This window comes from Alteriqipengyuania flavescens (genome assembly GCF_030406725.1).
GTDB lineage: Bacteria > Pseudomonadota > Alphaproteobacteria > Sphingomonadales > Sphingomonadaceae > Alteriqipengyuania_B > Alteriqipengyuania_B flavescens.
This window is the reverse complement of record NZ_CP129107.1, coordinates 2,257,990-2,283,875: the sequence shown is the minus strand read 5'-3', so window position 1 is coordinate 2,283,875 and position 25,886 is coordinate 2,257,990. Positions and strand designations below refer to the sequence as shown.

Sequence of the window (25,886 nt, the reverse complement as noted above, 5' to 3'; positions counted from 1 at the left end):
AGCCGTTAGGGGGAGGGGGCCGCTATCGCAAGTGCGAAGCGGCCATCACGCGTCGATGGCATCGCGGTCCAGTTCGCCGGCGCGGTTCTGGATGAAGTTGAAGCGGTGTTCCGGACTGCGGCCCATCAGCTGGTCGACGAGGTCCTTCACCTTGGCCCGCTGTTCGAAATCGGGCGGCAGGGTCACCCGCACCAGGCTGCGGGTATCGGGGTTCATGGTGGTTTCGCGCAGCTGCTGCGGGTTCATCTCGCCGAGCCCCTTGAAGCGGCCGACTTCCACCTTCTTGCCCTTGAACACGGTTTCTTCCAGCTCGCGCCGGTGCGCATCGTCGCGGGCATAGCGGCTCTCCTTGCCTGCAGTCAGGCGATAGAGCGGGGGCTGGGCGAGATAGAGGTGCCCCTTGCGCACCACGTCCGGCATTTCCTGGAAAAAGAACGTCATCAGCAGCGTCGCGATGTGCGCGCCGTCGACATCGGCATCGGTCATGATGATGATGCGGTCATAGCGCATGTTGTCGGGATCGCAATCCTTGCGCGTGCCGCAGCCCATCGCCAGCACCAGGTCCGCGATTTCGCTGTTGGCGCGGATTTTCTCAGCCGTCGCGCTCGCCACATTCAGGATTTTGCCGCGGATCGGCAGGATTGCCTGAGACTTGCGGTCGCGCGCCTGCTTCGCACTGCCGCCTGCGCTGTCGCCTTCGACGATGAAAAGCTCGGTTTCCCGATCGCCTTCGCCGCTGCAATCGGTCAGCTTGCCGGGCAGGCGAAGCTTTTTGGCATTGGTTGCCGTCTTGCGCTTGATCTCACGCTCCGCCTTGCGGGCGAGGCGTTCGTCCATCCGCTCCATCACCTGGCCCAGCAGCGCCTTGCCGCGGTCCATATTGTCGGTGAGGAAGTGGTCGAAATGGTCGCGCACCGCGTTTTCGACAAGTCGGGCGGCTTCGGGCGAAGTCAGCCGGTCCTTTGTCTGCGACTGGAATTGCGGATCGCGGATGAAGACGCTCAGCATCATCTCGGCGCCGTTCATCACGTCGTCGGCGGTGAGGTCCTTGGCCTTGCGGGTATTGGTGAGCTCGCCAAAGGCGCGAAGTCCCTTGACCAGCGCGGCGCGCAGTCCCTGTTCGTGCGTCCCGCCATCGGGCGTCGGCACAGTGTTGCAGTACCAGCTGGTCGATCCTTCGGAGTACAGCGGCCAGGCGATCGCCCATTCCACGCTGCCTTGCATCTGGCCGTCGTCGCTGGCGGGAAAGTCCTGCTTGCCGGCAAAGGGATCATTCGTCGCGCACTCGCACCCGGCCAATTGCTCTGCAAGGTGGTCCGCCAAGCCGCCCGGAAACTGGAACGAGGCTTCGGTCGGAACGTCGTCTTTTGCCAGGGAGGGCGCGCATTTCCAGCGGATCTCCACCCCGGCGAACAGGTAGGCCTTGGACCGCGCCATCTTGAAGAGGCGCTTGGGATTGAACTTGCGGTCGCCGAAGATTTCGGGGTCGGGCGTAAAAGTGACCGTCGTCCCGCGCCGGTTTGGCGCCGCGCCTTCCTTGCGGATCTTGCCCTGCGGCTGGCCCTGCGCGAATTCCTGGACGAAAAGCTCCTTGTTGCGGGCGACCTCGACCCGCGTCTTTACCGAGAGCGCGTTCACCACGCTGACGCCGACGCCGTGCAGGCCGCCGCTGGTGGCGTAGGCCTTGCCGGAGAACTTGCCGCCCGAATGCAGCGTGGTGAGGATCACTTCCAGCGTGGACTTGCCGGGAAACTTGGGATGCTCGTCCACCGGGATGCCGCGGCCGTTGTCCGAAATGCTGAGCGTGCCGGCGGTGCCTTCCGGCCCCTCTTCCAGCACGACCTCGATCCGGTTGGCATGGCCGGCGACCGCCTCGTCCATCGAGTTGTCGATGACTTCGGCGGCAAGGTGGTGGAGCGCGCGGTCGTCCGTCCCGCCGATATACATGCCGGGGCGGCGGCGAACCGGCTCAAGCCCCTCCAGCACCTCGATGGCTGAGGAATCGTAATCGCCGCCCGTTGCGGGCGCATTTTCAAACAGGTCGTCGGACATAGGAGGTCGCTATGCGCCCGCCCGCCGCAGCGCTCAAGTTGGGCGGGCCGAGTTATCGTCAGTCGGCGAAAGTGGTCGGCGCCTCGCTTGCCACCGTGACTTCGCCGCCGCGCACCTGGCGCACTTCCATCGCACGCTCGATCACGCCGTTGCGGTCGAAACGGAACGCACCGTCAAGGCCGAGGAAGCCGTCGCTGTCGGTGAGGGCGGAGCGCGGGAAATCGCGGCCGACGCGCCAGTCCTGCGCCACGTTGAGCGTGAGCAGCACGGCATCGTAGCCGAGCGTTGCGATGCGCGGCGGTGCGCTGCCGAAACGCTGCTGGTAGCTGTCGTAGAAGCGCCGGAAGCGGCGGTCCGACACCGTGGAGAACCACGCCCCGTCGAGCGCGCTGGCGTTGGCGATGTTGGCATCGCCGCCCCATAACTCGGTGCCGAGGATGCGGACGCTGGCATTGCCGCGCACGTTACCGGCTGCCGTGATCGACAGGCGCGGCGTATCGGCGATCAGGACGGCGTCGTACCCGCCGCGATTGCGCAGGCGCTGCGCCGCATCGGCGATGGAGCTGGTGCCACGCTCGTAACGCTCCAGCGCGACCAACTGGCCGCCGTTAGCCTCGAGCACGTCGCGCAGGGCGAGTTCGGCGCGTCGGCCGTATTCGCCGTCCGGGATCAGGGCAGCGAAGCGCGAATTGCCGGAGCTGCGCGCGTAATCGACCGTGCGCTGCACCGACTGGCCCGGCAGGACGCCCATGACGAACACGTCGCGCGCGGCTTGGGTTATGTCGTTGGAAAAGGTGATCAGCGGCACGTCAGCCGGGCGCGCCTGGGCGAGGACCGCGCCGACGTTTTCCGACAGGAGCGGTCCGAGGATCAGCTTGTTGCCATCGGCAATCGCGCGGGCGGCGGCGCTGCCTGCACCCGTCCCGGTATCGTAGGTGGTGATGCGCAGATTGCTGGCATTGGTATCGAGCAGCGCGGTGGTGGTGGCGTTGGCGATCGCCTGACCGGTGTCGGCATTGGCACCGGTCATGGGCACGAGCAGGGCGATGCGGTGCCGCGTCTCGTCGCCCGAAGGCAGGGCCCCGGCGGTCGGCCCGGTGGGTGCCGTCGTGGCTCCGGAGCCGCCATCGGACGCCGTGCCCGCGTCGACTTTCGGGATGACCGCACATCCACCCAGCGCAAGCCCAAGCCCCGCCGTTACGAAAAACCGCCTGTCGACCCCAAAACGCATAACTTGCCGCTCCCGCGTAAAATCGTCACAAGGCGCGCCGTGACCGATGCGCCCGAAATCGAGACCGAGACCGGTCCCCTCACACCCGGGCTGTATATACTGGCCACCCCGATTGGCAATCTCGGCGATATCAACCGGCGCGGCGTCGCGGTGCTGGAAGCGTGCGACGGGGTTGCGTGCGAGGATACGCGCGTCACAGGCAAGCTCCTGAAACACCTCGGCATTTCGAAGCCGTTGTGGCGTTACGACGACCATGCCGGCGAAAAGGACCGGGCGCGACTGGTCGCGTCGCTGGCCGACCGCGTCGTGGTTTTGGCAAGCGATGCGGGCACGCCGCTGGTTTCCGATCCGGGCTATCGACTGGTGCGGGATGCACAGGCGGCGGGCCATTATGTCACCACCCTGCCCGGACCGAGCGCACCGGTCGCGGCCCTGACCCTGTCGGGCCTGCCCAACGACCGCTTCCTGTTCGCCGGATTCCTGCCCGCCAAGGACAAGGCCCGCGCCGACACGCTGGCGGAGCTGGCGGGCATTCCGGCAACGCTTGTGTTCTTCGATACCGCCCCGCGACTGTTGAAGTCCCTGGCGGAAATCGAGCGGCAATTCCCGTCGCGCGAAGTGGCTGTCGCGCGGGAACTCACCAAGAAATTCGAGGAATGCCGGCGCGGCAGCGCGGCAGACCTCCATACCCACTACGCCGACCATCCGCCAAAGGGCGAAATCGTTCTCCTGATCGGACCGCCGGTTGCCGAAGCGGCGTCGGCCGAGGATGCGGACGCGCTGTTGCTCGAAGCCCTTCAGACGCAAAAGGCTTCGCGGGCGGCGGCGCAGGTGGCCAAGGCGACCGGCCTCGACCGCAAGACGCTGTATGCGCGCGCGATGGAGCTCCGCGCCAAATGAAGCGGCAGATTGCCGAGCGGCGCGGGCGGGACGGGGAGGATCGCGCCGCGCTCTGGCTACAGATTAAAGGCTGGTCGATCCTCGCGCGGCGGCGCAAGACGCCGCTCGGCGAAATCGACCTTATCGCACGGCGGGGCAAGCTGATCGCTTTTATCGAGGTCAAGTGGCGCAAGTCCTCTGCCGCACTCGACGAAGCCATCGACGAGCAGCGCCTGGCCCGCGTCGCTGCCGCGGTGGAGGCCGTCGCCCACGAATATGCTACTGACGGCGAAGACATACGGCTCGACGTGATCCTGCTTGCGCCCGGCCGCTTTCCCCGCCACATCGCCAACGCCTGGCAACCCTGACCCACCGGCGGTCTCGGGACGAACGGAGATGATCATGGCCTTACGCGTCGCAGTGCAGATGGACCCGCTGGACGGCATCAACATAGCCGGTGACAGCAGCTTTGCGCTGATGCTGGCCGCACAGGCACGGGGGCACGAGGTGTGGCACTACGACGTCGGCTCGCTCGCTTACGAGACCGATGGCACTCCGTCCGGCCGGATCACCGCGCACGCCGCCCCGGTTACGGTCCAGCAGGTGGAAGGCGACCATTTCACCATGGGCGAGCGACGCCGGATCGACCTTGCCTGCGACATCGACGTGGTGCTGATGCGGCAGGACCCGCCGTTCCACCTAGGGTACATCAGCGCCGCATTCCTGCTCGACCGCCTGAAAGGGACCACCCTGGTCGCCAACGATCCGCGCGAAGTCGTGAACGCGCCGGAAAAGATGTTCGTGCTCGATTATGCGCGCTTCATGCCGCCGACGCTGATCGCGCGGCAGCTGTCGGACCTCGCCGAATTCCGCAAGTTGCATGGCGCGGTGGTGGTGAAGCCCCTCCATGGCAATGGCGGGAAAGCGATCTTTCGCATCGACGAGGATGGCACGAACCTGTCGGCGCTGAGCGAGGTCTTCAACCAGACCTGGCCCGAGCCGCACATGGTGCAGCCTTTCCTTCCCGAAGTGGCGGAAGGCGACAAGCGGATCGTCCTCGTCGACGGCGAAGTCACCGGTGCGATCAACCGCTTCCCGGGCGAAGGCGAGTTCCGCTCCAACCTCGCGCAGGGTGGCCACGCCGAAGCCGCCGAACTGACCGATCGCGAGCAGGAGATTTGCGCGGCGATGGGGCCGGAATTGAAGAAGCGCGGGCTGGTCTTCGTCGGCATCGACGTGATCGGCGGCAAATGGCTGACCGAAATCAACGTGACGTCCCCCACCGGCATCGTGGCGATCGACAAGTTCAACGGCACAGACACGCCCGGACTGATCTGGGACGCGCTGGAGCGCCGCCACGCGGCGATGTGACGGTCAGTCCCGCTCGCGCGGATGGGCGGAACGGTAGCTGTCGAGGATCTTCGCGGCATCGACCTTGGTGTAGATCTGCGTCGAACCCAGGCTTGCATGGCCGAGCAGTTCCTGCAGGCTGCGAAGGTCCGCCCCGGCACCGAGCAGGTGTGTGGCGAAGCTGTGGCGCAAGGCATGGGGGGTCGCCGTTGCCGGCAGGCCGAGAATCTGCCGCGCCCTGGCGGTCGCCTTCTGCACTGCGCCCTGGCCGAGAGCGCCGCCACGTGCCCCGCGAAACAGCGCCTTCTCCGGCAGCAGGGTAAACGGCACCGTCCGCGCGTACTCCGCCACCGCATCGCGCACGGCGGGCAGGAGCGGAACGACGCGCTGCTTGCCGCCCTTTCCTGTTACGGTCAGTTGTTCGCCGAGTGGCAGGTCCGCCCCCGTCAGCGACAAGGCCTCCGCCACGCGCATGCCCGCGCCATAAAGCAGCATCAGCACTGCCGCGTCGCGCACGCCGATCCATTCCTCGCGCGCCTGTTCCCGGACCGTTTCCGCAAGGCCCACGGCATCGTCGGGCGTGACGGGGCGGGGAAGCCCCTTCTTCACACGCGGACCGCGCAGGCGCGGCGCATCGGCATCGTCCCTGCCGACCTGCTGGCGGGCAAAGGATATGAAGCCCTTGAGCGCCGAGAGCTCTCGCGCGGCAGAAGTGTTCGCGATGCCTTCAGCTCGCCGCGCGGCAAGCTGGCCGCGCAGGTCTCTGGCGGTCAGATCGGCCACCGCGTTCCAATCGGACAGTCCCAATCGCTCGACCAGCCGCTGGGCACCGGCGGCATAGGCTCGCACGGTGTGAGGGGACCGGCGGCGATTTTCCGCCAGATAATGCTGCCACTGTGCCACCAGCCCGCCCGAGGTCATGGCATTACCAGCTCCGCCGGAACCAGCTCGGCAAGCAGCGCATCGAGCAGGGGCATCGCTTCGGGGCTCACGCCGATGCTTCCGCCGCGCTCCCAGACCATGCCGAGATCGCGGTAGAACGCCACCCGCTCCAGATCGATCAGCGCGGGGCGCGCAAGGCCGAAACGTGCGGCAAGGGCAGACAGGTCTACACCTTCGCGCAGGCGCAGGCCCATCAGCAGCGCCTCGCTCGCCTGCTCTCGCAAACCGAGGGCGCGCTCTTCCGCAAGGCCGTGGCCATTGCGCTCTACTGCGGCGACGAAATTCTCCGGCTTACGGTGCCGCTGGGTTGCGAACCCGTTCCGCCGCCCATGCGCGCCGGGGCCGACGCCGACGTAATCGTCATAGCGCCAATAGGCGAGATTGTGCCGGCTTTCCTCTCCCGGGCGGGCGTGATTGCTGATCTCGTAAGCGGGCAGGCCGGCAGCGCCTGTCACTTCGGCGGTCAGTGCGTAGAGATCACCCGCCGCATCATCGTCCAGCGGCACCAGTTCGCCTTTGCGAACCAGCGTTGCGAAGCGGGTGCCGGGCTCGATCGTAAGCTGGTACAGCGAAAGGTGCCCCGTGCCGAAAGAGAGGGCGCGGCGCAGTTCCGCCTCCCATTCCTGCGCCGCTTGGCCGGGCCGTGCGTAGATGAGGTCGAAGCTTACGCGGTCGAAATGCTTCTGCGCGACGTCCAGCGCAGCAAGCGCCTCTTCCACACCGTGAAGCCGCCCGAGAAATTGCAACGTCCGGTCATCGAGCGCCTGTAGCCCAAGCGAAACGCGGTTGATGCCGGCAGCGGCGAGGGTGGAAAAATTGGCCGCTTCTACCGAGGACGGGTTGGCTTCCAGAGTGATCTCGATCGCTGGATCGAAGCCCCACAGTTTCTCGGCCTCTGCCAGCAAGTGCCCGACCAGCGCAGGGGGCATCAGGGATGGCGTGCCGCCGCCGAAAAAGATCGACGTCAGCGGCTCGGTCGCCGCAAGTCGTGCCTCGTATAGCATGTCTGCTAGCAGCGCCGCGCCGAAACCGTCCGCGTCGATCCGTTCGCGTACATGGCTGTTGAAGTCGCAATAGGGGCATTTCGCCAGGCAGAAGGGCCAGTGGATGTAGAGTGCACGCGCCATTGCGGCTTCCAGTCTTTGTTAAGTCCCCGCGCGTCAAGTTCCTCGGCATGGGAACGGGACGGGTCATTGCGTCATTCGGCGCATTCATTCTGTGTATCGCACTTGTCGTGGGCGCGCTTGCAGTCCCTCGGGCAGAGGCCAACGGCGCGCGCAATGTCGCTGCGACGATCCTCGACAACACAACCGCGAACGCGCCCGTTTCGGGCTCGCCCGTCTGTCGTGGAGCGGCAAGCTGGCGCGCGAAGCGCAGGTCTGGGCCGACGAACTGGCGCGCAGCAACACGATGCGCCATTCGACCCGCGCCCAGCGCGGCGGGGCAGGGGAGATCCTCTGGGCAGGCTCCGCCGGGTATTACAGCCCCGCGCAGATGATCGACGGCTTCCTGCAGGAACGGCGCATGTTCCACGCGGGCAATTTCCCCGATGTCTCCACCACCGGGCAATGGTCCGACGTGGGCCACTATACGCAGATCATCTGGCCGCAGACGCGCGAGCTCGGCTGCGCCATCGCACGCGAGCAAGGCAACGATTTCCTCGTCTGCCGTTACATGCCGGCAGGCAATGTTTACGGTCAGCCGGTCGGCTGATATCCTGCGGTATTACCGGCTTTTGCCGGCGGGGAAATGCCGATGAACGCCTTTCGAACCCTTGTCGCCAGCCTGGCCATAACTGCGACCGCCGGGTGCACCGACGCGGCACCGATGCGCACACAAGGCGCGATCGCCACACCGGGCTTCCAGGACCGGGTCCTCTCGATCCACAATGCCGCGCGCGCCGAAGTGGGCCTGCCCGACCTGCTGTGGAACGCGACGCTGGCAGCGCAGGCAGCCGACTACGCAGCCGAGCTCGCCTCGTCCGGCCGCTTCGAACACGCGGCGTTCGATGACCGCTTCGGCAATGGTGAAAATCTTTGGCGCGGTACGCGTGGACGCTTCCCGGTGTCCTTCATGCTCGGCACGTTCGTCGAGGAGAAGCGCTATTTCCGCAAAGGCCAGTTCCCCGATGTCAGCACGACGGGCAACTGGATGGACGTGGGCCACTACACGCAGATCATCTGGCCCGCGACGACCGAGGTCGGCTGCGCGATGGCGAGCAATGCCAGCGACGATTACCTTGTCTGCCGTTATGCCCCCACAGGCAACGTCAACGGCATCGTCGTCGGCTGACACCTTGCGGCAGCGGCTTGCCGCGCTTTTCGCTCGGCACGCCTGCCACCAGTTTCCGAAGCACGACGAGCGGGCTTGACACCGCGTCGTTTACCGTGATCGTTGCCCCGCCATTCATCGTGGGGGCGGCACGAGAGTGGACATGAGGATCGGTCGCCATTCATCGAAAATTGCACTCGCACTTGTCGTCGCTTCAAGCCTGAGCGGGTGCGGCGGAGGAGGATCGTCCGGCGGCACTCCCACGCCGACGGCATCCGGCAATCCGGGCCTGACGCCCGTCCTGTCGGGCCCCGGCGATCCCAGTCCGTCGCCCAGCCCTTCGCCCACCGGCACCACCGGCGCGGGTGACGAATCCTTCGGCGCGGCGATGCTCCGGCTTCACAACGCGGCCCGAGGCGAAGTCGGCACGCCCGCTCTGGTTCAGGACGACAAGCTCGTCGAGCAGGCCCAGGCCTACGCCGAGAAACTGGCCGCCACGGGACAGTTCCAGCACAGCCCTTCCGGCGAGCGCGAAGGGCAGGGGGAAAACCTGTGGGCCGGCACCGCGAGCCGGTTCAGCTATGGCGACATGGCCGGCGCGTGGATCGACGAGAAGCAGTACTACATCCACGACCGCTTCCCCTATGTGAGCAAGACCGGCAACTGGGGGGACGTGGGCCATTACACGCAGCTCATCTGGCGCGACACGACCCGGCTGGGCTGCGGATTGGCGACCGGGGGCGGGCGCGACGTAGTCGTGTGCCGCTATGCCCCGCCCGGCAATATGGTGGGGCAGTTCGCCTACTGATCAGCCGCCGAACTGTTCGCCGACCAGCTTGGCAAATGCGTCGGCACGGTGGCTGATGGCATGTTTTTCTTCCGGTGCAATCTCCGCGAAAGTCTGCTCGCGGCCGTGCGGTACGAAGACGGGGTCGTAGCCAAAGCCCATTTCCCCGCGCGGCGGCCAAGTGAGCGATCCCGGCGCGGTGCCTTCATAAACGGCCTGCTCCCCGTCCGGCCACGCCAGCGCGAGCGCGCAGTGGAAGGTGGCGCTGCGATCGACACCAGGGCCTTTTTCGCTGAGCAAGCCTTCGACCTTGCCCATCGCCATGTACCAGTCGCGCCCGGCCTGGCCTTCGAACCATTGCCGTTCGGCCCAGTCGGCGGTGTAGACCCCGGGCCGCCCGTCCAGCACATCGACGGCAAGCCCGCTGTCGTCGGCGAGCGCCGGCATCCCGCTCGCCTCGGCAGCGGCGCGGGCCTTGATCAGGGCGTTCTGGACGAAGGTGGTGCCGGTTTCCGCCGGCTCCGGCAGGCCGAGCGATCCGGCCGAGATGCAGGATACGCCGTGCGGTGCGAGAAGGGCCGAAATCTCTTTCAGCTTGCCCGCATTATGCGTGGCAATCACCAGCTTGCCGGAGCCGAGGCGCCGGGTCATCGGGTCGCTTCGTCCTGTGCCGCGAAGATGCGGTCGCATCCGATGCGGGCAAGTCGCAGGAGACGCAGCAGGCCTTCCTCGTCATAGGTCGCCCCTTCCGCTGTCGCCTGCACTTCGGCGATCTGGCCGCCTTCGATGAGGACGAAATTGGCATCGGCGTCGGCGCTGGAATCCTCGTCGTAATCGAGGTCGAGCACCGGATTGCCCTTGTAGATGCCGCAGGAAATCGCGGCGATCTTGCCGGTCAGCGGGTCCTGCGTGATCGAACCCTGTTCCATCAGCGTGTTGACCGCCAGGCGCAGGGCGACCCACGCGCCGCTGATGGAAGCCGTTCGGGTGCCGCCGTCGGCTTGGATGACATCGCAGTCGAGGGTAATCTGCCGCTCGCCCAGGTTCTTGAGGTCGGTGACGGCGCGCAAGGAGCGGCCGATCAGGCGCTGGATTTCCTGCGTCCGCCCGCTCTGCTTGCCCTTGGCCGCTTCGCGCATTCCGCGCGTGTGGGTGGCGCGGGGGAGCATCGAATATTCGCCGGTGACCCAGCCTTCGCCCTTCCCGCGCAGCCACGGCGGGATCCGTTCTTCGATGCTGGCGGTGCACAGCACCCTGGTTTCGCCGAAGGAGACCAGGCAGGACCCTTCGGCATGCTTGGTGAAACCGGTTTCGATGGTGATGGCGCGCATTTCGTCGGGGGCACGGCCTGAAGGTCGCATGGTATTCTCCGTTAAGCGCAGATCGGCCTGCGCGTGGGCGTTGCCATTGCCCATAGTCGACGGGCGGCGAAAGGGAAGGGCGCGCGCCCGCGAAGGTTGGAGTTCTGCGCGCCAATGCCTACAAGCTAAGGCGATGGCCGACCTGCCCGTATCCACAATGCCCGTATCCGAGATGACAGAGCGTGCGCGCGGGATCTTCCGCCTCGTCGCCGAAGCCTATCTGGCGAGCGGGCAGCCGGTGGGCTCCAAAACGCTCGCAGATGATGGCCGGGTCGAGCTGTCCCCCGCCTCGATCCGCTCCGTGCTGGCAGACCTCGAACGCATGGGCCTCCTCGCTGCGCCGCATACCAGCGCCGGCCGCGTTCCCACCGAGAGCGGCCTGCGCCTGTTCGTCGACGGGATGATGCAGGTGGCAGAGCCCACCGCGAGCGAGCGGGCCGCCATCGAAAGCCGCCTGTCCGAGGCCGGCCCGATCGAGGCCGCGCTCGAAAGCACCAGCGCGCTCCTGTCCGACCTTACGGCGGGCGCCGGCCTCGTCATGGTGCCGCGCCGGGAACCGCGGGTTGCGCAGATGAGCATCGTTCCCCTGTCGCGCGAACAGGCGCTGGCGGTGCTGGTGGGCGAGGACGGCCACATCGAGAACCGCGTGCTCGCCATCGCGCCCGGCACCCCGGCCAGCGCGATGGAGCAGGCGGCCAACTACATCAGCGCCCGGCTGAAGGGGCGGACGCTGGCGGAAGCGACGCGGGCGATCGAAAGCGAAATCCTGTCCGGCCGCAGCGCGCTCGACGATGCCAGCCGCAGCCTGGTGGAGCGCGGCATCGCGACGTGGAGCAAGGATGCGGACGAGCGCCCCGTGCTGATCGTGCGCGGCCAGTCCAAGCTGCTGGACGAGGCGGCCATCGCCGATCTCGACCGCGTGCGCCAGCTGCTCGACGACCTCGAAAGCAAGCAGTCGGTCGTCGAATTGCTGGAGAACGCGCGCGAGGCGGAAGCCACCCGCATTTTCATCGGCAGCGAAAACCGCCTCTTCGCGCTCAGCGGCTCGTCCGTGATCGCTTCGCCCTATCGCGACCGCGAGGGCAAGGTGGTCGGCGTACTGGGGGTGATCGGCCCGACGCGGTTGAATTACGCAAGAGTGGTCCCCATGGTGGATTTCACGGCCCGCTCACTGGGCAAATTGATCGGATAATCTGGAAAAACGAACGACATGGACGATACCAAGCGCGAGCACGAAGACCCCGCGGTGGCGGAAGAACTGGCCGGCGTGCCGGAAGAGATGCTCGACACTGCGAGCGACGGGAGCGACAACGATGCAGGCGACAGCGCAAGCGAACTCGCCGCGCTGCGAGAGGAACTGGAGGCCGCGAAGCAGGACGTGCTCTATGCCCGCGCCGACACGCAGAACGTGCGCCGCCGGCTGGAAAAGGACATCCAGGACGCGCGCGCTTACGGCGCGACCGGCTTCGCCCGCGACATTCTGTCGGTAGCAGACAATCTCGACCGGGCGATCCAGTCTATCCCGGAGGATTTGCGCGAAGACAGCAAGTTCAAGGGCCTCGTCACCGGTATCCAGGCAACCCAGCGCGAGCTGGAAAAGGTGTTCGGCCAGAACGGAATCACCCGGATCGCCGCAATGGGCCTGCCGCTGGACCCGAACCAGCACCAGGCGATGATGGAAGTCCCGACCGACGATGCCGAGGAAGGCACCATCGTGCAGGAAATGCAGGCCGGCTACATGATCAAGGACCGGCTTCTCCGCCCGGCCATGGTCGGCGTGGCGAAGAAGCCGGGCTAATCCGGGCCAATCTTCGCGGCAAGTGCTTGCAACTCGGTTCGGGCTGCCTTCAGTCGGTCCAGACTGATAATGCTAGCCTGTGCTGCGAAGCGGGTGGACTTTTGCGGATTTGGAAACAGGGCTGCTGGCGCGCCGTTTACAGTAATACGCGTAAGCTGTCCGTGAGCGATGTCGCATCGCAGATCCCGTAAATGCTCCAGGTCCTGCAAGCACTGGTCGACCTCGGCTTTGATCAACTTCGCATATTGCGGAGAAGGCTTTGCGCTCGCTAGCGATCTCAAATTCTGGGCGAACTGCGCTTTCGGCTCGATACCGAGGGCACGGAGCCTCTTGATAACGGCTGCTTCCACCGCGCTGAACGCATCGATGAAATGACTGCGCGCAACAGCAAAGGCGATCTCGGGATTATCCGTCATGTCCGACATTGGTCATCCATGCCGGATAATCCCTGAAAATCAGCTAATCATCACAGCACTTGCGCCGCGTTCTCGTCGCGGTGCTTTTTCAGATATTTCATGAAAGGCGTGCCGCCGGTTCCGACGTCAGGATCATTGCCCGCAATGCTGCCGGCCTGCTTGTTGATGTAACTCGCCGCGTATTCGAGATGACGGGTACGGAAGCGGGCGGATTGCTCGAGGCAGGCGTTGAAGGCGTCTTTCAACCCCTGGTTGTCCGACGCGGTCACTAAGGCGCGCAGTGTGGAACGCTCCGCCAGGTCCTCGATAAAGCGGCGGTGGGGAACGGGGCGATACCGGTGCAGTTCGTCGAGGAAGCTTTTCAGCGGGTCGTCGCTATGGCCCACGCCGAACAGCGCATCCATCGCCGGAACGATGCTGGACTGCGATCCGGTCTGGCCCCTGAATGCCTGCGGCTTGCCTTCGTAACGGTCCATACCGTCATAGATCAGGCCGCCACCGTCCAGCGCCGGGTTGTTCGCCCAGCCATGGATATAGGGGCGCACGCGGTGGAAATAGACATAGGGATCGCAGCGTTCGAGCATCCGGGCGAAGTGGCCGTAGATGCGTTCCCACGCTTCGAACATTTCGCGCAGGAGACGTTCCGCTTCCGCCTCGTTGCCATTCTCACAAACGTCGACCAGCCTTGCCGCATTGTCCAGCAACACGCCGGCCTCGGCTTCGATGGCAACGTGGACCAGCACAAACCAGTTTTCGTCCTCGCCCCCGGCGAAGTTCTGGAACATGGCGATGTTATCGAGATCGATGGGCCCAGATTTGTCGATTCGGTACCAGTTATCCAGCACATAGGCGGAATAGGGCAGCAGCGGGGCCTGTCCCAGCCGGTCGGCAAGCGCGCACATCGGACGGGCGAGGTTTGCGGGCAAGTGCGGCGGCGGGGTGGCCTCTCCCCAGACATAGGCCTGCACCAGGAAGGAGTAATGCACCTCGCGGTACGCACTTCCTCTTCCGGGGCGCTTTCGGCCCAATCGGCAATGTCGGGGTCGGGCAATGCGTCAAGCCAGTGGCGGACCCTGCCGCTGGTGATCAGGGCCGATAGTCGCCCTGCCGCATCCAGGATGGGGGCAAACCGTTCCGGCAGCGCGATCTGGTCGATTTCGTAATGCGAAAGATAGCCGCGCTCGCGGCTCATACCGTAGTCTTCAAGCTCCATGATTGTGCCTGTGGTCCGGTCGCGGGTTGGGCCGACCGGTGGCACATCCGGTATCGAATGAAACTATCCTGCACAAGCTTGCGGGCGTGCCGCGCACGCCGGAACAGTGGAAATCAGGTGCCCGGAAACCGCACAAGGAGGTCGTACGGCGCAGGGTCGACCGCGCCGGCAAGGCGGGCGCCGTTCCTAAGCAAGAAGGCGTGGCGGACGATTTCCGCCTGTTGTTCGATGCCGTATCGCTCCAGCGACCAGCCGGGTTTCAGCGCATAGTCGTAGCGGCAGAACGGATGGCGGCGCAGGGGCAGGTACCATTCGCCCTTCTGCTGGGTCTGCCACACATGCGTCATCTCGTGGACGAACAGGCCCTGCCGCGTCAGCGATGCGGAAGAAAAGTCGTCGCAGTAATCCTCCCCACCGGGGTGGAAATGCAGGTGCCCGCGCGGGGCCATGACCACCCGGCGCGGCTGGAGCGGAAACCACTTCCTGCGCCGGATGGTGACCTTGTCATAGGCGATGGCGTTGCCGAAGACGCCCTGCGCCAGCGCGATCTCGCCTTCGGTCAGGCGGCGTTCCCCGCCGACCGGGCAGACCGTGCTGTCCTGCGCATCGATTTCCATCAGTTGCGGTCGTCTCCGGCATCGCGCACTTCGGCTTCGAACGCGTGCTTGTTGCCGCGCGCGAAGACGATGCGGGCGGTAACCGTATCGCCAGTCTTCACCGTATCGGGCAGTTCGAAGACCATGCCGTGCTTGCCGCCCGGTTCGAACGAGACATTGTCGCCCGGCTGCATCGCCATCGGTCCCATCTCGTTCATTTCCATCTCGCCGGCCCATTCGACCATTTCGTGCAGCGCGGCATTGGCGGCGCCTTCCACCTCCAGGCCGCGCAGCGCAATGCCGCGCTCGCCATTGTAGGAAAGGTCGAAATACAGCGCCGCCGGATTGCCCGCCACAGCTGGCAGGATCAGCCGCGCATTGGACACTTCGAAGCCCTCCACCGTATCGGCGGGGGCCTGTTCCACCGGTGCTTCTTCGCTGCCGCAAGCGGTCAGCGCCAGCGAGCCCGCACCCAGTGCGAGGGCGGCAAAAATCGTTTTACGCATCGTATTCCCCATCCGGTCAATTCCAATCCGGGACTAGCCAGACGCGTCTCTTGTGCCAAGGAAAACCGCACCTATATCCGCCTCACAATCGAGCTGTCCAAGCGCCTCTTGCCGTTGACGGGAGGGGCAACGCGGCGGCGTCCAACCAAATGAAACCAGGAATGGGGAAACATGGCTAAAGTTATCGGTATCGACCTCGGCACCACGAACTCCTGCGTTGCCGTCATGGACGGCGGCAAGCCCAAGGTCGTCGAAAATTCCGAAGGCGCGCGTACCACGCCTTCCATCGTCGCCTTCACCAAGGATGGCGAACGACTGATCGGTCAGCCGGCCAAGCGCCAGGCAGTGACCAACCCGGACAACACGCTGTTCGCGATCAAGCGCCTGATCGGGCGCCGGTTCGACGATCCGATGACCAAGAAGGACATGGATCTCGTCCCCTACGACATCGTGAAGGGCAAGAACGGCGACGCATGGGTCGAAGCCGGCGGCGAGGAATATTCGCCCAGCCAGGTTTCCGCCTTCATCCTGCAGAAGATGAAGGAAACCGCCGAAAGCTATCTCGGCGAAACCGTGACGCAGGCCGTCATCACCGTCCCCGCATACTTCAACGACGCGCAGCGCCAGGCAACCAAGGACGCCGGCCAGATCGCCGGCCTCGAAGTGCTGCGCATCATCAACGAGCCGACCGCAGCGGCGCTCGCCTATGGCATGGACAAGGACGAGAACAAGACGATCGCGGTCTACGACCTCGGCGGCGGTACGTTCGACATCTCCATCCTCGAAGTCGGCGACGGCGTGTTCGAGGTGAAGTCCACCAACGGCGACACCTTCCTCGGCGGTGAAGACTTCGACGCGGCGATCGTCGAATGGCTGGCCGACCAGTTCAAGAAGAAGGAAAACATGGACCTGAGGAGCGACAAGCTCGCTCTGCAGCGCCTTAAGGAAGCCGCCGAAAAGGCGAAGATCGAGCTGTCCAGCAGCCAGACGACGGAAGTGAACCTGCCGTTCATCACCGCGCGCATGGAGGGTGGCAGCTCCACCCCGCTGCACCTGGTCGAGACGATCAGCCGCTCCGACCTCGAAAAGCTGGTCGGCGACCTGATCCAGCGCACGCTGGAGCCGTGCAAGAAGGCGCTGGCCGATGCCGGCGTCTCCAAGGACGAGATCGACGAAGTCATCATGGTCGGCGGGATGACCCGCATGCCCAAGGTGCGCGACGTGGTGGAACAGTTCTTCGGCTCGAAGCCGCACACCGGCGTGAACCCGGATGAAGTGGTCGCCATGGGCGCCGCCATCCAGGCCGGCGTGCTGCAGGGCGACGTCAAGGACGTGCTCCTGCTCGACGTGACCCCGCTTTCGCTGGGTATCGAGACGCTGGGCGGCATCATGACCAAGATGATCGACCGCAACACGACGATTCCGACCAAGAAGAGCCAGGTCTATTCCACCGCGGAAGACAACCAGAACGCGGTGACGATCAAGGTCTTCCAGGGCGAGCGCGAGATGGCGCACGACAACAAGCTGCTCGGCCAGTTCGACCTCGTCGGCATCCCGCCGGCGCCGCGCGGCGTGCCGCAGGTGGAAGTCACGTTCGACATCGACGCCAACGGCATCGTCAACGTGTCGGCCAAGGACAAGGGCACCGGCAAGGAACAGCAGATCCGCATCCAGGCGTCGGGCGGCCTGTCCGACAGCGACATCGAACAGATGGTGCAGGACGCGGAAAAGTTCGCGGAAGAAGACAAGAAGCGCCGCGAAAGCGCCGAAGCCCGCAACAATGCCGACAGCCTGGTCCATGCGACCGAGAAGCAGCTGGAAGAGCATGGCGACAAGATCGATGCCTCGCTGAAGAGCGACATCGAGGCCGCCATCGCCGAAACCAAGACCGCGATCGAATCCGATGATACGGACCAGATCAAGGAAAAGAGCCAGAAGCTGACCGACCTCGCCATGAAGATGGGCCAGTCGATCTACGAGCAGGAGCAGGCCTCCGCCGCGCAGCCTGAGGGCGATGCCGGTGCCGGGGCAGGCGACAGCTCGGCCGACGAAGACGTCGTCGACGCCGAATTCTCCGAAGTCGACGAAGACAACAAGGGCTAATCGCCCGATGGAAACCGGCCCGCCACCGGTGCCGCGACCCCCAGGGTCCGGTACCGGTGGCGGAATGGTTTGGGGGTTCTGACACACGTGTTCACGACCGAAACCGATTTCTACGAACTGCTCGGCGTGTCCCGCACGGCCGACGGCGCGACGATCAAGTCCGCCTATCGCAAGATCGCGATGCAGTGCCATCCCGACCGCAACCCCGGCTGCGCCGATTCCGAAGCGCGCTTCAAGGCCGTGGGCGCGGCGTACGAGGTCCTGAAGGACCCGCAGAAGCGGGCCGCCTATGACCGGATGGGCCACGCCGCCTTCGCGCAAGGCATGGCGGGCGGCCACGGCGGGGCGGGCCACGCAGACTTCGGCGACCTTGGCGACCTGTTCGAAACCATCTTCGGGTCCGCCTTCGGGGGCGGAGCCGGCGGTGGGCGGCAACGCCAGCGCCGCGGCGCGGACATGCGCTACGACATGGAAATCACGCTGGAAGAAGCGTTCCACGGCAAGGACGCCCAGGTCGAGGTGGAAGTCGCCGCGACATGCGACACATGCTCCGGCTCCGGCGCGCAGCCCGGTACCTCGGCGCGCCAGTGCAACCTGTGCCACGGACACGGCAAGGTCCGCGCGCAGCAGGGCTTCTTCATGGTCGAACGCCCGTGCCCCAGCTGCCACGGCCGCGGCGAGATCATCGAAACGCCGTGCCACGAATGCCGCGGGGAAGGGCGGGTCGATACCGTCCAGACGCTGGAAGTCGACATCCCGCCGGGTGTCGATCACGGAACGCGCATCCGGCTGGCAGACAAGGGCGAGGCGGGGCCGATGGGCTCACCGCCGGGCGACCTCTACATCTTCCTCCACGTCCGCCCGCATCCGATCTTCCAGCGCGACGGGACCTCGTTGCTGACGCAGGTGCCAATCAGCTTCACCCGTGCGGCGCTGGGCGGCACGCTGGAAATCCCCGGCATGGACGGGGAAACCCACACGATCGACATCCCCGCCGGCATCCAGTCCGGCAAGCAGTTGCGCAAGCGCGGTGCCGGCATGCCGGTGCTGCAAGGCCGCGGGCGGGGCGACATGGTGGTGGAAGTCACCGTGGAAACGCCGACGAAGCTTAGCGCGAAGCAGAAGGAACTGCTGCGCGAATTCCAGGAGACCGAGACGGGTGATGAGTGCCCCGGCAGTCGCGGTTTCTTCGACAAGCTGAAGGACGCATTCGGCGCGTGAGCGACCGGCCGGCGATCCTGCTGGTTTGTCTCGGCAATATCTGCCGCTCCCCCCTCGCCGAAGGCGCCTTTCGCGCCGAAGCCACCCGTGCGGGGGTGGACGCCGAGATCGGTTCCGCCGGCACGGCCGCCTGGCACGTCGGCAAATCGCCCGATCCCCGCTCCATCGCGGCGGCGCGCGCAGGCGGTGTCGATATTTCCAAGCAGCGGGCGCGGCAGGTGACGCCAGGGGATTTCAACCGCTTCACCCATATCTTTGCGATGGACGACAAGAACCTCGCCGATCTCGAAGCGACGGCCCCGCCGGGCGCCACGGCGGAAGTGCGCCTCCTCCTCGATCTCGTCGAATTCCGCGCCGGGGCGAGCGTGATCGATCCCTATTACGGGGACGAGGAGATGTTCGCCTACACATGGAACACGGTGTCCGAAGCGGCGCGGCAGTTCTTTGCCGAAACCGCGGGATAAGGCGCGGTCAGCCCAGCTTCACCTGCACTTCGTGCATCAGGCCGGGCACGAGGCGCAGTTCCGCGGTCAGGCGCGGCTCCTCCTCCGCCAGGATCGCCATGAACATCCGCCGCTTGAAATCGTGGAAAGCCGCGTCGGGCAGGCGGTGGTCCATGGTCGACGCAACAAGGTCGATCATCCGGTCCGCCCCGTGCAGGCGGCCCCACAGATAGTCGTTTTCGCGATAGGCGCGGCTGAAGAAGGCGCCGAAATTGAAGAACTCGGTGCCGCGCAAGGTCTCCGCCGTGCCACCTTCGCGGATCGACTTCGCATCCTCCGGTGAAATCCGGTCGACCTTGACCGGCTCGAACTCGGTCAGCGCCTCGTTCTTGATCAGCGGCAGGGTCGCAACGTCATAGAACGGGAAGCCGAGATAGGTGAGCAGCATGCGCCGGCGCAGGTTCTTGGGCATTTCCTCCAGCGTCGTGGCCAGCATTTCCTCGACCTGCTCGTCGCACTGCTTCAGCCGGCGGCGCTCGGCCAGCGCGCCCAGCGCGGCGAGCGGCGCCTCCAGCGCCCCCGCTGCCAGCGGCGCAAAGTACGGATCGCCCGCGGGCCGTTTCTCCGCCTCGAAATAAAGCGAAAGCATCCGGTAAACCGCATCGCGCGCCGTATCGAGCGCCTCGTCCGAAATCTCGGGATCGGCCTCCCAGTCGCGCGCCAGCCTGCGCGCCAGCAACCGCAGCCGGCGGACGCGGAAACCGAGATCGTGCGAGCGGAAAAACTCGATCGCTTCCACGCTCGCCCCGCCGCCATCGGTTGCGAGCCGGTCGACCTGCGCCCCTGCCAGCGCGCTCCGCAAGCGGGCGGAGAGGGCCGCGACATCGGGCCGCTCCTCCTCCGGCGCGGCGGCGGCAATGCTTTCGGCCAGCCGGTCGACGATCCCGGCAAACTTGCTTTCCGCATAAGAGACGAAGGCATATCCTGCGCCTTCCGCCGCAACCTGCTGCGCCTTTTCCCGCCACGCCTTCAATCGCTTGGTCGTCGGCCTGTCGAGGAACAGCGTGCGCCCGAACAGGCGGTCGACAGCGCCTTCCACTTCGGGGCGCAGGGACGCGATGATGCGCCGCATCCGCTCCGCCTCCCGCGATTGCTCCTGCAAGGCTTCCAGGTTGTCGCGGATCGGCTGCTGGCGCGGGATCGCCGACAGGGAGCCGAGGATGGTACGGAAGAAACCGGTCGTTCGGTTGTCGTCCGTGATCGCCACCGTCTTGGGATGCGGGTCGATATAGACGAAACGCCGGTCGACCTCGCGCTGGGCGGGCCGCATGTCGAGCACGCCCATCGCTTCCGCAAAAGGCTTGTTGACCAGCACCGACCCGTCGATCAGCGTGACCTTTTCAACATCGCGGTCGGCGAAATGGCCGGGCATGATGTGGCGCAGGAAAGCGTCCCGGCCCGACCATTCCCAGTCGCGCTTTGCGGCCAGCCGGTCGAGTTCGGCAATCTCCAGCGGCGGGAAGGCCCCGGGGAAGCTGGCAGTTGAACGCGCGGCCATCACAAGTTCGAGCGGGTGGGCCAGCGCCGCGCCCGGCCCGCTGGGCGTGCGCTTGTGGAAGCCGATGGGCATCCGGTGCTCGCGCTCCTCCACCACTGGCGGGCTGTGCAGGCGCAGAAGCTGACGCGCGCCGTGGAAATCGGTCGCGGTCACGAACAGGTCGAGCGGGTGGCCGGGCGGTAACAGCGGGTCGCCCGCCGGTGCCCCGCGCATGGCGACCAGCGCCCCGGCGAGCAGGTCCGAAAAGCCGAGGCCGGAGAAGGGCGGGGCGAACCAGCGGCTGCGGATCAGGGTGGAAAGCTTGCGCCGCACCTCTGCCCGTGTTTCCGGCGCGACACTGTCCGACACGGCGTTGCCCGGCCGGGTGAACAGCCAGGTGACCAGCGGCTGGGCCCAGAACTTGGTGGCGCGCGACCACGGGCGCGCTTCCTCGTCGATCAGCTGTTCGACATCGGCATGGTCCAGCCACAGGTCGGTCAGCGGCTCCAGCGACTGGCCCGAATGGATCGCCTGCGCCAGGAACACCGCGTTGATGCCGCCCGCGCTCGCGCCTGCCAGGATGTCGGGCAAAACGCGCAGCCGCAGTCCTTTGTCCTGCACGGTTTCCAGCAATTCGCGGTAGATCGCCTCGCTCGGCGTCAGTTCGCCGGCGCCGCCGTGGAACTGCCGGCTGGCCCGCGCAAGTTTCCAAAGCTCCTTCGTGACCCCGTGCATATAGACCGCAAGGCTCACTCCGCCGTAGCAGACCAGCGCGATCCTGAGTTCCTTTTGCCGCATCGAGCCCACAGTGGCGGGGATAGCAGCAATTGGCAAGGGGATTATCCCCTTGCGACAAGTAGGGTTTCCTGCTATACAATATGTATGAAAACGAAGGCCCCCACGCTCCGCCAATTCCAAGACCGCTTCCCTACGGAAGATAGCTGCCTAGAGCATCTAAAGCTGGTCCGGTTCGGCGAACGTCACGAGTGCGAAAAGTGCGGCAAGGATGCCCAGTTTTACCGCGTGAAGGCCCGCCGCTCCTACGCCTGCGAGCATTGCGGCCACCAAGTCTATCCGACCGCCGGAACGCCCTTCCACCGCACCCGCACGAGCCTGCGCGACTGGTTCCATGTGATGTTCATGTTCACCACGGCCCGTAACGGGGTCGCCGCCAAGGAAGTCGAGCGCCAGATCGGCGTGACCTACAAGACGGCGTGGCGCATGTGCCACGAAATCCGCAAGTATATGGCTGCGGTGGACGGTGACGAGCCTGTAGGCGGGCCGTTCAAGACCGTGGAAGTAGACGAGACATTCATCGGCGGACATCGCCCCGGTGGCTATGGCGGCAAGGGCAAGACAGTTGTCGTCGGCATTAAGGAGCGCGGCGGGGACATCGTGACGCGGGTTGTCCCGAACCGTCGCCGTACCTCGCTAATGGGCGCGGTAACGGTCAACGTGAAGCCGCATAGCGAAGTGCATACAGACGAGTTCGTTGCCTATGACGATCTCTCCGGTTTCAACGGCTATTGGCACAAGCGGGTGAACCATGCCGCTGGCGAGTATGTCAGCAAGTTGGGCGTTTCCACGAACAGCGTGGAAGGGTTCTGGGCGCAGCTAAAGCGGTCCATCAATGGCACCCACATTCATGTGAGTGCTAAGCATCTGGCGAAGTATCTTGGCGAGTTTGAGTTTCGTCACAATCGCCGGAACCGTCCCGAGACGATGCTTTCGGAGTTGATGGTGTCTTTCCCCCGCTAGGCGGGTCGCCCTTCATCATCGCCCTTAAGAGGCGGTCGAACGCTTCATTTGATCCCATAATCTTTCTCATATTGCCGAAGTTTAGAAACTGCATTCCGTAAAGCGCCGCTATCTTTGGACGACTGAATTTTGTCGGCTAAACTTTTCCGATGAGCCTCCGCCTTCTCCATCAGCGCGATATGCATAGCATAACTCTTACGGTATCGATTGAGGTTCTCATCGATTTCCTCAGTTGGTTCATTAGGAGCTTTGGCAAGCGGATTCTCGTCGTAACGAGGGGCTGGGAAAGGCGTTTGGCAAGGTATTCCCATTCCAGTTAATGTTTGCGCGAGAGCGTGTGCTGCATTGAACCACTTATCTAGCCTATCAGGCAGGTGATAATTGTTGGCTGTCCGGTCAGCGTTCTGAATTGAATCGAGCCACCGGGTTTGCAAATATGTCATTTTGCTACTCAATTCGTATTCATCGTTGATAACGCCTAAAACATTTTCCTGATCTCGGACTAGTGCATCCGCCTCTTTGATGTGCTTGACGACCTCCTCAACCTGCCTCCGAGCCCGACCTATAGTCTCAAGTTCTTCCTTTAAGGCTGCTTTCGTCTCATCGCGCACCACGTGCGCATATTGATTTGTGTCCTGTTTCCGAAGTTCGCTGATCTGAGCACGCACACGATTCCGCTCGCCCAAAGCGAAGAAGAAAAGTCCTACAGCAATAACGATTAGCAAGACCCATGCTGGCGGGGAAATTAGAAGGCTCAACACCTTCCCGCTCCCACATTCCTCGGCGCGGCGACCCACGATAAGACATGCGGTGTCCACATTCCCCAGCCACCCGAGAACGCCGCCAATGATCCACGCACTCCATACCGCGCAGCCCACCAAGTAAGGCCAGAAAGTTCGCAACTTAACCATCCCCCCCTCATATCACGCAACTCCCCCGAGTCGAGCGATACTTGTTCCAACGGGATAATCCCCATTGGCAATTGCGTTCTCGGTCCGTTCCGCTTAGGTCCACAGCCGATGGCCAAGACCAAGAAACGTTTCGTCTGCCAGGCATGCGGCAGTGTCCACCACCGCTGGCAGGGCCAGTGCGCCGATTGCGCAGAGTGGAACACGCTGGCCGAGGATGCGCCGGCGACCGTTTTCTCTCAGAAGCACGACCTGTCGAGCGGGGGGCGGATGGTGGAGTTCGTCAAGCTCGACCAGAAAGGCGAAGACCTTGTCCGCCGGCCGAGCGGGCTGGAAGAATTCGATCGCGCCCTTGGTGGCGGGATCGTGCCGGGCAGCGCCATCCTGATGGGCGGCGATCCCGGTATCGGCAAATCCACCCTGCTGTTGCAGACCGCAGGCAATATCGCCCGCGCAGGCGGTGATGTGGTGTACGTCAGCGGGGAAGAGGCGGCCGGGCAGGTGCGGATGCGCGCGCAGCGCCTCGGCGTGGCACAAGCGCCGATCAAGTTCGCCTCCAGCACCTCGGTTCGCGACATCCTGACCACGCTGGGATCGATGGAGCCGCCTGCGCTGCTGGTGATCGATTCCATCCAGACGATGCATTCGGACACAATCGAGGGTGCGCCGGGCACCGTCAGCCAGGTGCGCGGCTGCGCGTTCGAACTGATCCGCTATGCCAAGCAGAGCGGGACCGCACTCGTCCTCGTCGGCCACGTCACCAAGGACGGCAACATCGCGGGCCCGCGCGTGCTGGAACACATGGTCGACGTGGTGATGAGCTTCGAAGGGGAGCGAAGCCACCAGTACCGGATCCTGCGCAGCCTCAAGAACCGTTTCGGCGCGGTGGACGAGATCGGCGTGTTCGCGATGGCCGGCGCCGGGCTGGAGGAGGTGAAGAATCCTTCCATGCTGTTCCTCTCCGGGCGCGACGAACCGGTGGCGGGCAGCTCGGTCTTCCCCGCGCTTGAGGGGACGCGGCCGGTGCTGGTCGAAATCCAGGCGCTGATCGTAAAACTGCAATCGGGCGCCACGCCGCGCCGCGCGGTCGTCGGCTGGGACAACGGGCGGATGGCGATGCTGCTGGCGGTGCTGGAATCGCGCTGCGGGCTGAATTTCTCGAGCGCGGAGGTCTATCTCAACGTGGCGGGCGGGTACCGGCTGACCGACCCGGCGGCGGACCTTGCCGTGGCCGCGGCGCTGATCTCCGCGCTGGCGGACAAGCCGCTGCCAGCCAAGAGCGTGTTTTTCGGCGAAGTCTCGCTTGCCGGCGAAATCCGTCCGGTCGCGCACGCCGGTCTGCGGCTGAAAGAGGCGATGAAGCTGGGGTTCGAGCGCGGGTATGGCCCCGGCAACGCTGGCGAGAAACCCAAAGGCCCCAGCTACGATCCGTTGACAGTCCTGCCCAAGCTCGTTGACCGGATCATGGGCAGCGCATAGGGGTCGGCCACGAAACAGAGGGATCGGTGTTTCGATGACGGCGTTCGACATTATCGTGATCCTGATCGTCGGCGTGGCCGCGATCGGTGGCTTCATGCGCGGCTTCGTGCAGGAAATCCTGTCGCTGCTGTCGTGGGTACTGGCGATCTTCGCGATCCGCTTCCTCCACACCGACCTCTCCGAAGCTCTGTTGGGCGTGTTCGATTCACCCAATGCCGCGTCGGTGCTCGCCTTCGTGCTGCTGCTGCTGATCCCCTACGCCGCGATGAAGCTGATCGCCGGGCGGATGGGAGAGGCATCGCGCAACAGCGTGCTCGGCCCGATCGATCGCGTGCTGGGCTTCGGCTTCGGCGCGGTGAAGGGCCTCATCATCGTGGTGATGGCCTTCTCCATCCTCGTGCTCGGTTACGACACGATCTGGGGCGCGCAGGGCCGGCCGACATGGATCGTCAACGCGCGGACCTATCCGCTGGTCGACAGCTCCAGCAAGGCGATGGTGGAAATCATCGCCGCCCGCCGCGCACGGCTGGCGGACGAGGAACGCGCCGAGCAGGAAAGGCGCGCGGCGGAGGAGGGCAACTGAGCCGCTCTGCCAAGCTCTACACGCCCGAAATCCTGTCGCTTGCGGTCACGCTCGCCGACTATCCGCTGACCGATACGCTGCCGTTGCGGGGGAGCGCGCGGTCGCGCGCGTGCGGCAGTTCGCTGGAGCTTGGGCTGGCGCTGGAGGGAGACGCCATCTCCGACCTCGGCCTCCTCACGCAAGCCTGCGCCATCGGCCAGGCCGCCGCCGCAATCTTTGCCGCCGCGGCGCGGGGCAATACACGCGAGGACATCCGCCTTGCCGACCGCCACCTTGCTGCCTGGCTCGCCGGTGGTCCCAGCGCGCCCGACTGGCCGGGCATAGAGGCCCTGGCAGGGGCGCGCGCGCATCCCGGCCGGCACGGGGCGATCATGCTCCCGTGGAAGGCCGCGCTGGACGCGCTTCCCACGCCCGCGCCCGCGCGTTAAGCGATTTGCCGGAGAGGGAGAGGG

27 protein-coding genes are annotated in these 25,886 nt (G+C 65.1%); 15 read left to right on the top strand and 12 right to left on the bottom strand.

What is annotated here, in order from left to right:
• Positions 1-45 precede the first annotated feature (45 nt).
• Together parE and QQW98_RS11690 are read right to left on the bottom strand one after the other, a co-directional pair.
• The gene (gene parE, locus QQW98_RS11695) at positions 46-2,052 is read right to left on the bottom strand and encodes a DNA topoisomerase IV subunit B (protein ID WP_290135116.1); all 2,007 of its coding nucleotides are present in this window, start codon (positions 2,050-2,052) and stop codon (positions 46-48) included.
• 58 nt (positions 2,053-2,110) lie between these two features.
• Positions 2,111-3,283 (bottom strand): penicillin-binding protein activator, encoded by a 1,173-nt coding sequence (locus tag QQW98_RS11690; protein ID WP_290135115.1) that lies wholly within the window; start codon positions 3,281-3,283, stop codon positions 2,111-2,113.
• Positions 3,284-3,322: 39 nt separating this feature from the next.
• Here QQW98_RS11690 and rsmI point away from each other — a divergent pair, with 39 nt between their 5' ends.
• From rsmI to gshB, 3 genes are read left to right on the top strand one after another with little or no spacing between them, the layout of a single operon-like run.
• A complete protein-coding gene (rsmI, locus tag QQW98_RS11685; RefSeq protein ID WP_290135114.1) occupies positions 3,323-4,183 on the top strand; it encodes a 16S rRNA (cytidine(1402)-2'-O)-methyltransferase in 861 nt (286 codons plus the stop codon).
• Complete coding sequence (locus QQW98_RS11680) at positions 4,180-4,530, top strand: YraN family protein (RefSeq protein ID WP_290135113.1); 351 nt, start codon at positions 4,180-4,182, stop codon at positions 4,528-4,530. The genes rsmI and QQW98_RS11680 overlap by 4 nt, the downstream gene beginning before the upstream one ends.
• A gap of 34 nt (positions 4,531-4,564) precedes the next feature.
• The gene (gene gshB / locus QQW98_RS11675; RefSeq protein WP_290135112.1) at positions 4,565-5,533 is read left to right on the top strand and encodes a glutathione synthase; all 969 of its coding nucleotides are present in this window, start codon (positions 4,565-4,567) and stop codon (positions 5,531-5,533) included.
• A 3-nt stretch (positions 5,534-5,536) separates the two neighbouring features.
• On the opposite strand, the gene QQW98_RS11670 is transcribed toward gshB, so the two are convergent.
• Positions 5,537-6,433: a tyrosine recombinase XerC gene (locus tag QQW98_RS11670; RefSeq protein WP_290135111.1), complete on the bottom strand. Its 897-nt coding sequence runs from the start codon at positions 6,431-6,433 to the stop codon at positions 5,537-5,539.
• On the bottom strand, positions 6,430-7,581 hold the full coding sequence (gene hemW, locus QQW98_RS11665) for a radical SAM family heme chaperone HemW (protein WP_290135110.1): 1,152 nt from the start codon (positions 7,579-7,581) through the stop codon (positions 6,430-6,432). The genes QQW98_RS11670 and hemW overlap by 4 nt, the downstream gene beginning before the upstream one ends.
• A 91-nt stretch (positions 7,582-7,672) precedes the next feature.
• Between hemW and QQW98_RS11660 the strand changes: the two genes are divergently transcribed.
• The 3 genes from QQW98_RS11660 (at position 7,673) to QQW98_RS11650 (ending at position 9,533) form a co-directional block, all read left to right on the top strand.
• On the top strand, positions 7,673-8,167 hold the full coding sequence (locus QQW98_RS11660; RefSeq protein ID WP_290135109.1) for a CAP domain-containing protein: 495 nt from the start codon (positions 7,673-7,675) through the stop codon (positions 8,165-8,167).
• A gap of 114 nt (positions 8,168-8,281) precedes the next feature.
• Positions 8,282-8,746: a CAP domain-containing protein gene (locus tag QQW98_RS11655; protein WP_290135108.1), complete on the top strand. Its 465-nt coding sequence runs from the start codon at positions 8,282-8,284 to the stop codon at positions 8,744-8,746.
• 142 nt (positions 8,747-8,888) lie between these two features.
• The gene (locus tag QQW98_RS11650; protein ID WP_290135107.1) at positions 8,889-9,533 is read left to right on the top strand and encodes a CAP domain-containing protein; all 645 of its coding nucleotides are present in this window, start codon (positions 8,889-8,891) and stop codon (positions 9,531-9,533) included.
• On the opposite strand, the gene rdgB is transcribed toward QQW98_RS11650, so the two are convergent.
• Together rdgB and rph are read right to left on the bottom strand one after the other, a co-directional pair.
• Positions 9,534-10,163 carry an RdgB/HAM1 family non-canonical purine NTP pyrophosphatase gene (gene rdgB, locus QQW98_RS11645; RefSeq protein WP_290135106.1) on the bottom strand — a complete coding sequence of 210 codons (630 nt, stop codon included), beginning with the start codon at positions 10,161-10,163 and terminating at the stop codon, positions 9,534-9,536.
• Positions 10,160-10,873, bottom strand: coding sequence for a ribonuclease PH (gene rph, locus QQW98_RS11640; protein WP_290135105.1), 714 nt, complete (start codon positions 10,871-10,873; stop codon positions 10,160-10,162). Before rph ends, rdgB begins: the two co-directional genes overlap by 4 nt.
• Before the next feature lie 133 nt (positions 10,874-11,006).
• Here rph and hrcA point away from each other — a divergent pair, with 133 nt between their 5' ends.
• Positions 11,007-12,065, top strand: coding sequence for a heat-inducible transcriptional repressor HrcA (gene hrcA / locus QQW98_RS11635; protein WP_290135104.1), 1,059 nt, complete (start codon positions 11,007-11,009; stop codon positions 12,063-12,065).
• 18 nt (positions 12,066-12,083) lie between these two features.
• Positions 12,084-12,671 carry a nucleotide exchange factor GrpE gene (grpE, locus tag QQW98_RS11630; protein ID WP_290135103.1) on the top strand — a complete coding sequence of 196 codons (588 nt, stop codon included), beginning with the start codon at positions 12,084-12,086 and terminating at the stop codon, positions 12,669-12,671.
• Here grpE and QQW98_RS11625 read toward each other — a convergent pair.
• The 4 genes from QQW98_RS11625 to QQW98_RS11610 form a co-directional block, all read right to left on the bottom strand.
• Entirely contained in the window at positions 12,668-13,096 is a 429-nt protein-coding gene (locus QQW98_RS11625) for a hypothetical protein (RefSeq protein WP_290135102.1), read from the bottom strand. The genes grpE and QQW98_RS11625 overlap by 4 nt on opposite strands.
• A 41-nt stretch (positions 13,097-13,137) precedes the next feature.
• Positions 13,138-14,073: a PrnB family protein gene (locus tag QQW98_RS11620; RefSeq protein ID WP_290135101.1), complete on the bottom strand. Its 936-nt coding sequence runs from the start codon at positions 14,071-14,073 to the stop codon at positions 13,138-13,140.
• A gap of 340 nt (positions 14,074-14,413) precedes the next feature.
• Complete coding sequence (locus QQW98_RS11615; RefSeq protein WP_290135100.1) at positions 14,414-14,917, bottom strand: vgr related protein; 504 nt, start codon at positions 14,915-14,917, stop codon at positions 14,414-14,416.
• A complete protein-coding gene (locus tag QQW98_RS11610; RefSeq protein ID WP_290135099.1) occupies positions 14,917-15,402 on the bottom strand; it encodes a copper chaperone PCu(A)C in 486 nt (161 codons plus the stop codon). Before QQW98_RS11610 ends, QQW98_RS11615 begins: the two co-directional genes overlap by 1 nt.
• Before the next feature lie 171 nt (positions 15,403-15,573).
• On the opposite strand from QQW98_RS11610, the gene dnaK reads away from it, so the two are divergent.
• The 3 genes from dnaK (at position 15,574) to QQW98_RS11595 (ending at position 19,190) form a co-directional block, all read left to right on the top strand.
• The gene (gene dnaK / locus QQW98_RS11605) at positions 15,574-17,505 is read left to right on the top strand and encodes a molecular chaperone DnaK (RefSeq protein ID WP_290135098.1); all 1,932 of its coding nucleotides are present in this window, start codon (positions 15,574-15,576) and stop codon (positions 17,503-17,505) included.
• Positions 17,506-17,592: 87 nt separating this feature from the next.
• Positions 17,593-18,726 carry a molecular chaperone DnaJ gene (gene dnaJ / locus QQW98_RS11600; RefSeq protein WP_290135097.1) on the top strand — a complete coding sequence of 378 codons (1,134 nt, stop codon included), beginning with the start codon at positions 17,593-17,595 and terminating at the stop codon, positions 18,724-18,726.
• Positions 18,723-19,190 carry a low molecular weight protein-tyrosine-phosphatase gene (locus QQW98_RS11595; RefSeq protein WP_290135096.1) on the top strand — a complete coding sequence of 156 codons (468 nt, stop codon included), beginning with the start codon at positions 18,723-18,725 and terminating at the stop codon, positions 19,188-19,190. The genes dnaJ and QQW98_RS11595 overlap by 4 nt, the downstream gene beginning before the upstream one ends.
• 7 nt (positions 19,191-19,197) lie before the next feature.
• On the opposite strand, the gene QQW98_RS11590 is transcribed toward QQW98_RS11595, so the two are convergent.
• On the bottom strand, positions 19,198-21,504 hold the full coding sequence (locus tag QQW98_RS11590) for a patatin-like protein (protein ID WP_290136934.1): 2,307 nt from the start codon (positions 21,502-21,504) through the stop codon (positions 19,198-19,200).
• A gap of 84 nt (positions 21,505-21,588) precedes the next feature.
• On the opposite strand from QQW98_RS11590, the gene QQW98_RS11585 reads away from it, so the two are divergent.
• Positions 21,589-22,464 (top strand): IS1595 family transposase, encoded by an 876-nt coding sequence (locus QQW98_RS11585; protein ID WP_290135095.1) that lies wholly within the window; start codon positions 21,589-21,591, stop codon positions 22,462-22,464.
• A 44-nt stretch (positions 22,465-22,508) separates the two neighbouring features.
• Here the strand turns inward: QQW98_RS11585 and QQW98_RS11580 are convergent, their stop codons facing one another.
• A complete protein-coding gene (locus QQW98_RS11580; protein WP_290135094.1) occupies positions 22,509-23,375 on the bottom strand; it encodes a hypothetical protein in 867 nt (288 codons plus the stop codon).
• Positions 23,376-23,483: 108 nt separating this feature from the next.
• On the opposite strand from QQW98_RS11580, the gene radA reads away from it, so the two are divergent.
• The 3 genes from radA to QQW98_RS11565 all read left to right on the top strand — a co-directional run bounded on the left by radA (position 23,484) and on the right by QQW98_RS11565 (position 25,862).
• On the top strand, positions 23,484-24,851 hold the full coding sequence (gene radA, locus QQW98_RS11575; RefSeq protein WP_290135093.1) for a DNA repair protein RadA: 1,368 nt from the start codon (positions 23,484-23,486) through the stop codon (positions 24,849-24,851).
• A 34-nt stretch (positions 24,852-24,885) separates the two neighbouring features.
• Positions 24,886-25,434: a CvpA family protein gene (locus QQW98_RS11570; protein ID WP_290135092.1), complete on the top strand. Its 549-nt coding sequence runs from the start codon at positions 24,886-24,888 to the stop codon at positions 25,432-25,434.
• A gap of 83 nt (positions 25,435-25,517) precedes the next feature.
• On the top strand, positions 25,518-25,862 hold the full coding sequence (locus QQW98_RS11565) for an iron-sulfur cluster assembly scaffold protein (protein ID WP_319023289.1): 345 nt from the start codon (positions 25,518-25,520) through the stop codon (positions 25,860-25,862).
• The last annotated feature ends 24 nt before the right edge of the window (positions 25,863-25,886 follow it).

What these genes read in the sequence shown, in the direction of transcription:
- parE (WP_290135116.1), bottom strand. Translation starts at nt 2,052, where the DNA reads ATGTCCGACGACCTGTTTGAAAATGCGCCCGCAACGGGCGGCGATTAC.
- QQW98_RS11690 (WP_290135115.1), bottom strand. Translation starts at nt 3,283, where the DNA reads ATGCGTTTTGGGGTCGACAGGCGGTTTTTCGTAACGGCGGGGCTTGGG.
- QQW98_RS11680 (WP_290135113.1), top strand. Translation starts at nt 4,180, where the DNA reads ATGAAGCGGCAGATTGCCGAGCGGCGCGGGCGGGACGGGGAGGATCGC.
- gshB (WP_290135112.1), top strand. Translation starts at nt 4,565, where the DNA reads ATGGCCTTACGCGTCGCAGTGCAGATGGACCCGCTGGACGGCATCAAC.
- QQW98_RS11670 (WP_290135111.1), bottom strand. Translation starts at nt 6,433, where the DNA reads ATGACCTCGGGCGGGCTGGTGGCACAGTGGCAGCATTATCTGGCGGAA.
- hemW (WP_290135110.1), bottom strand. Translation starts at nt 7,581, where the DNA reads ATGGCGCGTGCACTCTACATCCACTGGCCCTTCTGCCTGGCGAAATGC.
- QQW98_RS11655 (WP_290135108.1), top strand. Translation starts at nt 8,282, where the DNA reads ATGCGCACACAAGGCGCGATCGCCACACCGGGCTTCCAGGACCGGGTC.
- QQW98_RS11650 (WP_290135107.1), top strand. Translation starts at nt 8,889, where the DNA reads ATGAGGATCGGTCGCCATTCATCGAAAATTGCACTCGCACTTGTCGTC.
- rdgB (WP_290135106.1), bottom strand. Translation starts at nt 10,163, where the DNA reads ATGACCCGGCGCCTCGGCTCCGGCAAGCTGGTGATTGCCACGCATAAT.
- rph (WP_290135105.1), bottom strand. Translation starts at nt 10,873, where the DNA reads ATGCGACCTTCAGGCCGTGCCCCCGACGAAATGCGCGCCATCACCATC.
- hrcA (WP_290135104.1), top strand. Translation starts at nt 11,007, where the DNA reads ATGGCCGACCTGCCCGTATCCACAATGCCCGTATCCGAGATGACAGAG.
- grpE (WP_290135103.1), top strand. Translation starts at nt 12,084, where the DNA reads ATGGACGATACCAAGCGCGAGCACGAAGACCCCGCGGTGGCGGAAGAA.
- QQW98_RS11625 (WP_290135102.1), bottom strand. Translation starts at nt 13,096, where the DNA reads ATGTCGGACATGACGGATAATCCCGAGATCGCCTTTGCTGTTGCGCGC.
- QQW98_RS11615 (WP_290135100.1), bottom strand. Translation starts at nt 14,917, where the DNA reads ATGGAAATCGATGCGCAGGACAGCACGGTCTGCCCGGTCGGCGGGGAA.
- QQW98_RS11610 (WP_290135099.1), bottom strand. Translation starts at nt 15,402, where the DNA reads ATGCGTAAAACGATTTTTGCCGCCCTCGCACTGGGTGCGGGCTCGCTG.
- dnaK (WP_290135098.1), top strand. Translation starts at nt 15,574, where the DNA reads ATGGCTAAAGTTATCGGTATCGACCTCGGCACCACGAACTCCTGCGTT.
- QQW98_RS11590 (WP_290136934.1), bottom strand. Translation starts at nt 21,504, where the DNA reads ATGCGGCAAAAGGAACTCAGGATCGCGCTGGTCTGCTACGGCGGAGTG.
- QQW98_RS11585 (WP_290135095.1), top strand. Translation starts at nt 21,589, where the DNA reads ATGAAAACGAAGGCCCCCACGCTCCGCCAATTCCAAGACCGCTTCCCT.
- QQW98_RS11580 (WP_290135094.1), bottom strand. Translation starts at nt 23,375, where the DNA reads ATGGTTAAGTTGCGAACTTTCTGGCCTTACTTGGTGGGCTGCGCGGTA.
- radA (WP_290135093.1), top strand. Translation starts at nt 23,484, where the DNA reads ATGGCCAAGACCAAGAAACGTTTCGTCTGCCAGGCATGCGGCAGTGTC.
- QQW98_RS11570 (WP_290135092.1), top strand. Translation starts at nt 24,886, where the DNA reads ATGACGGCGTTCGACATTATCGTGATCCTGATCGTCGGCGTGGCCGCG.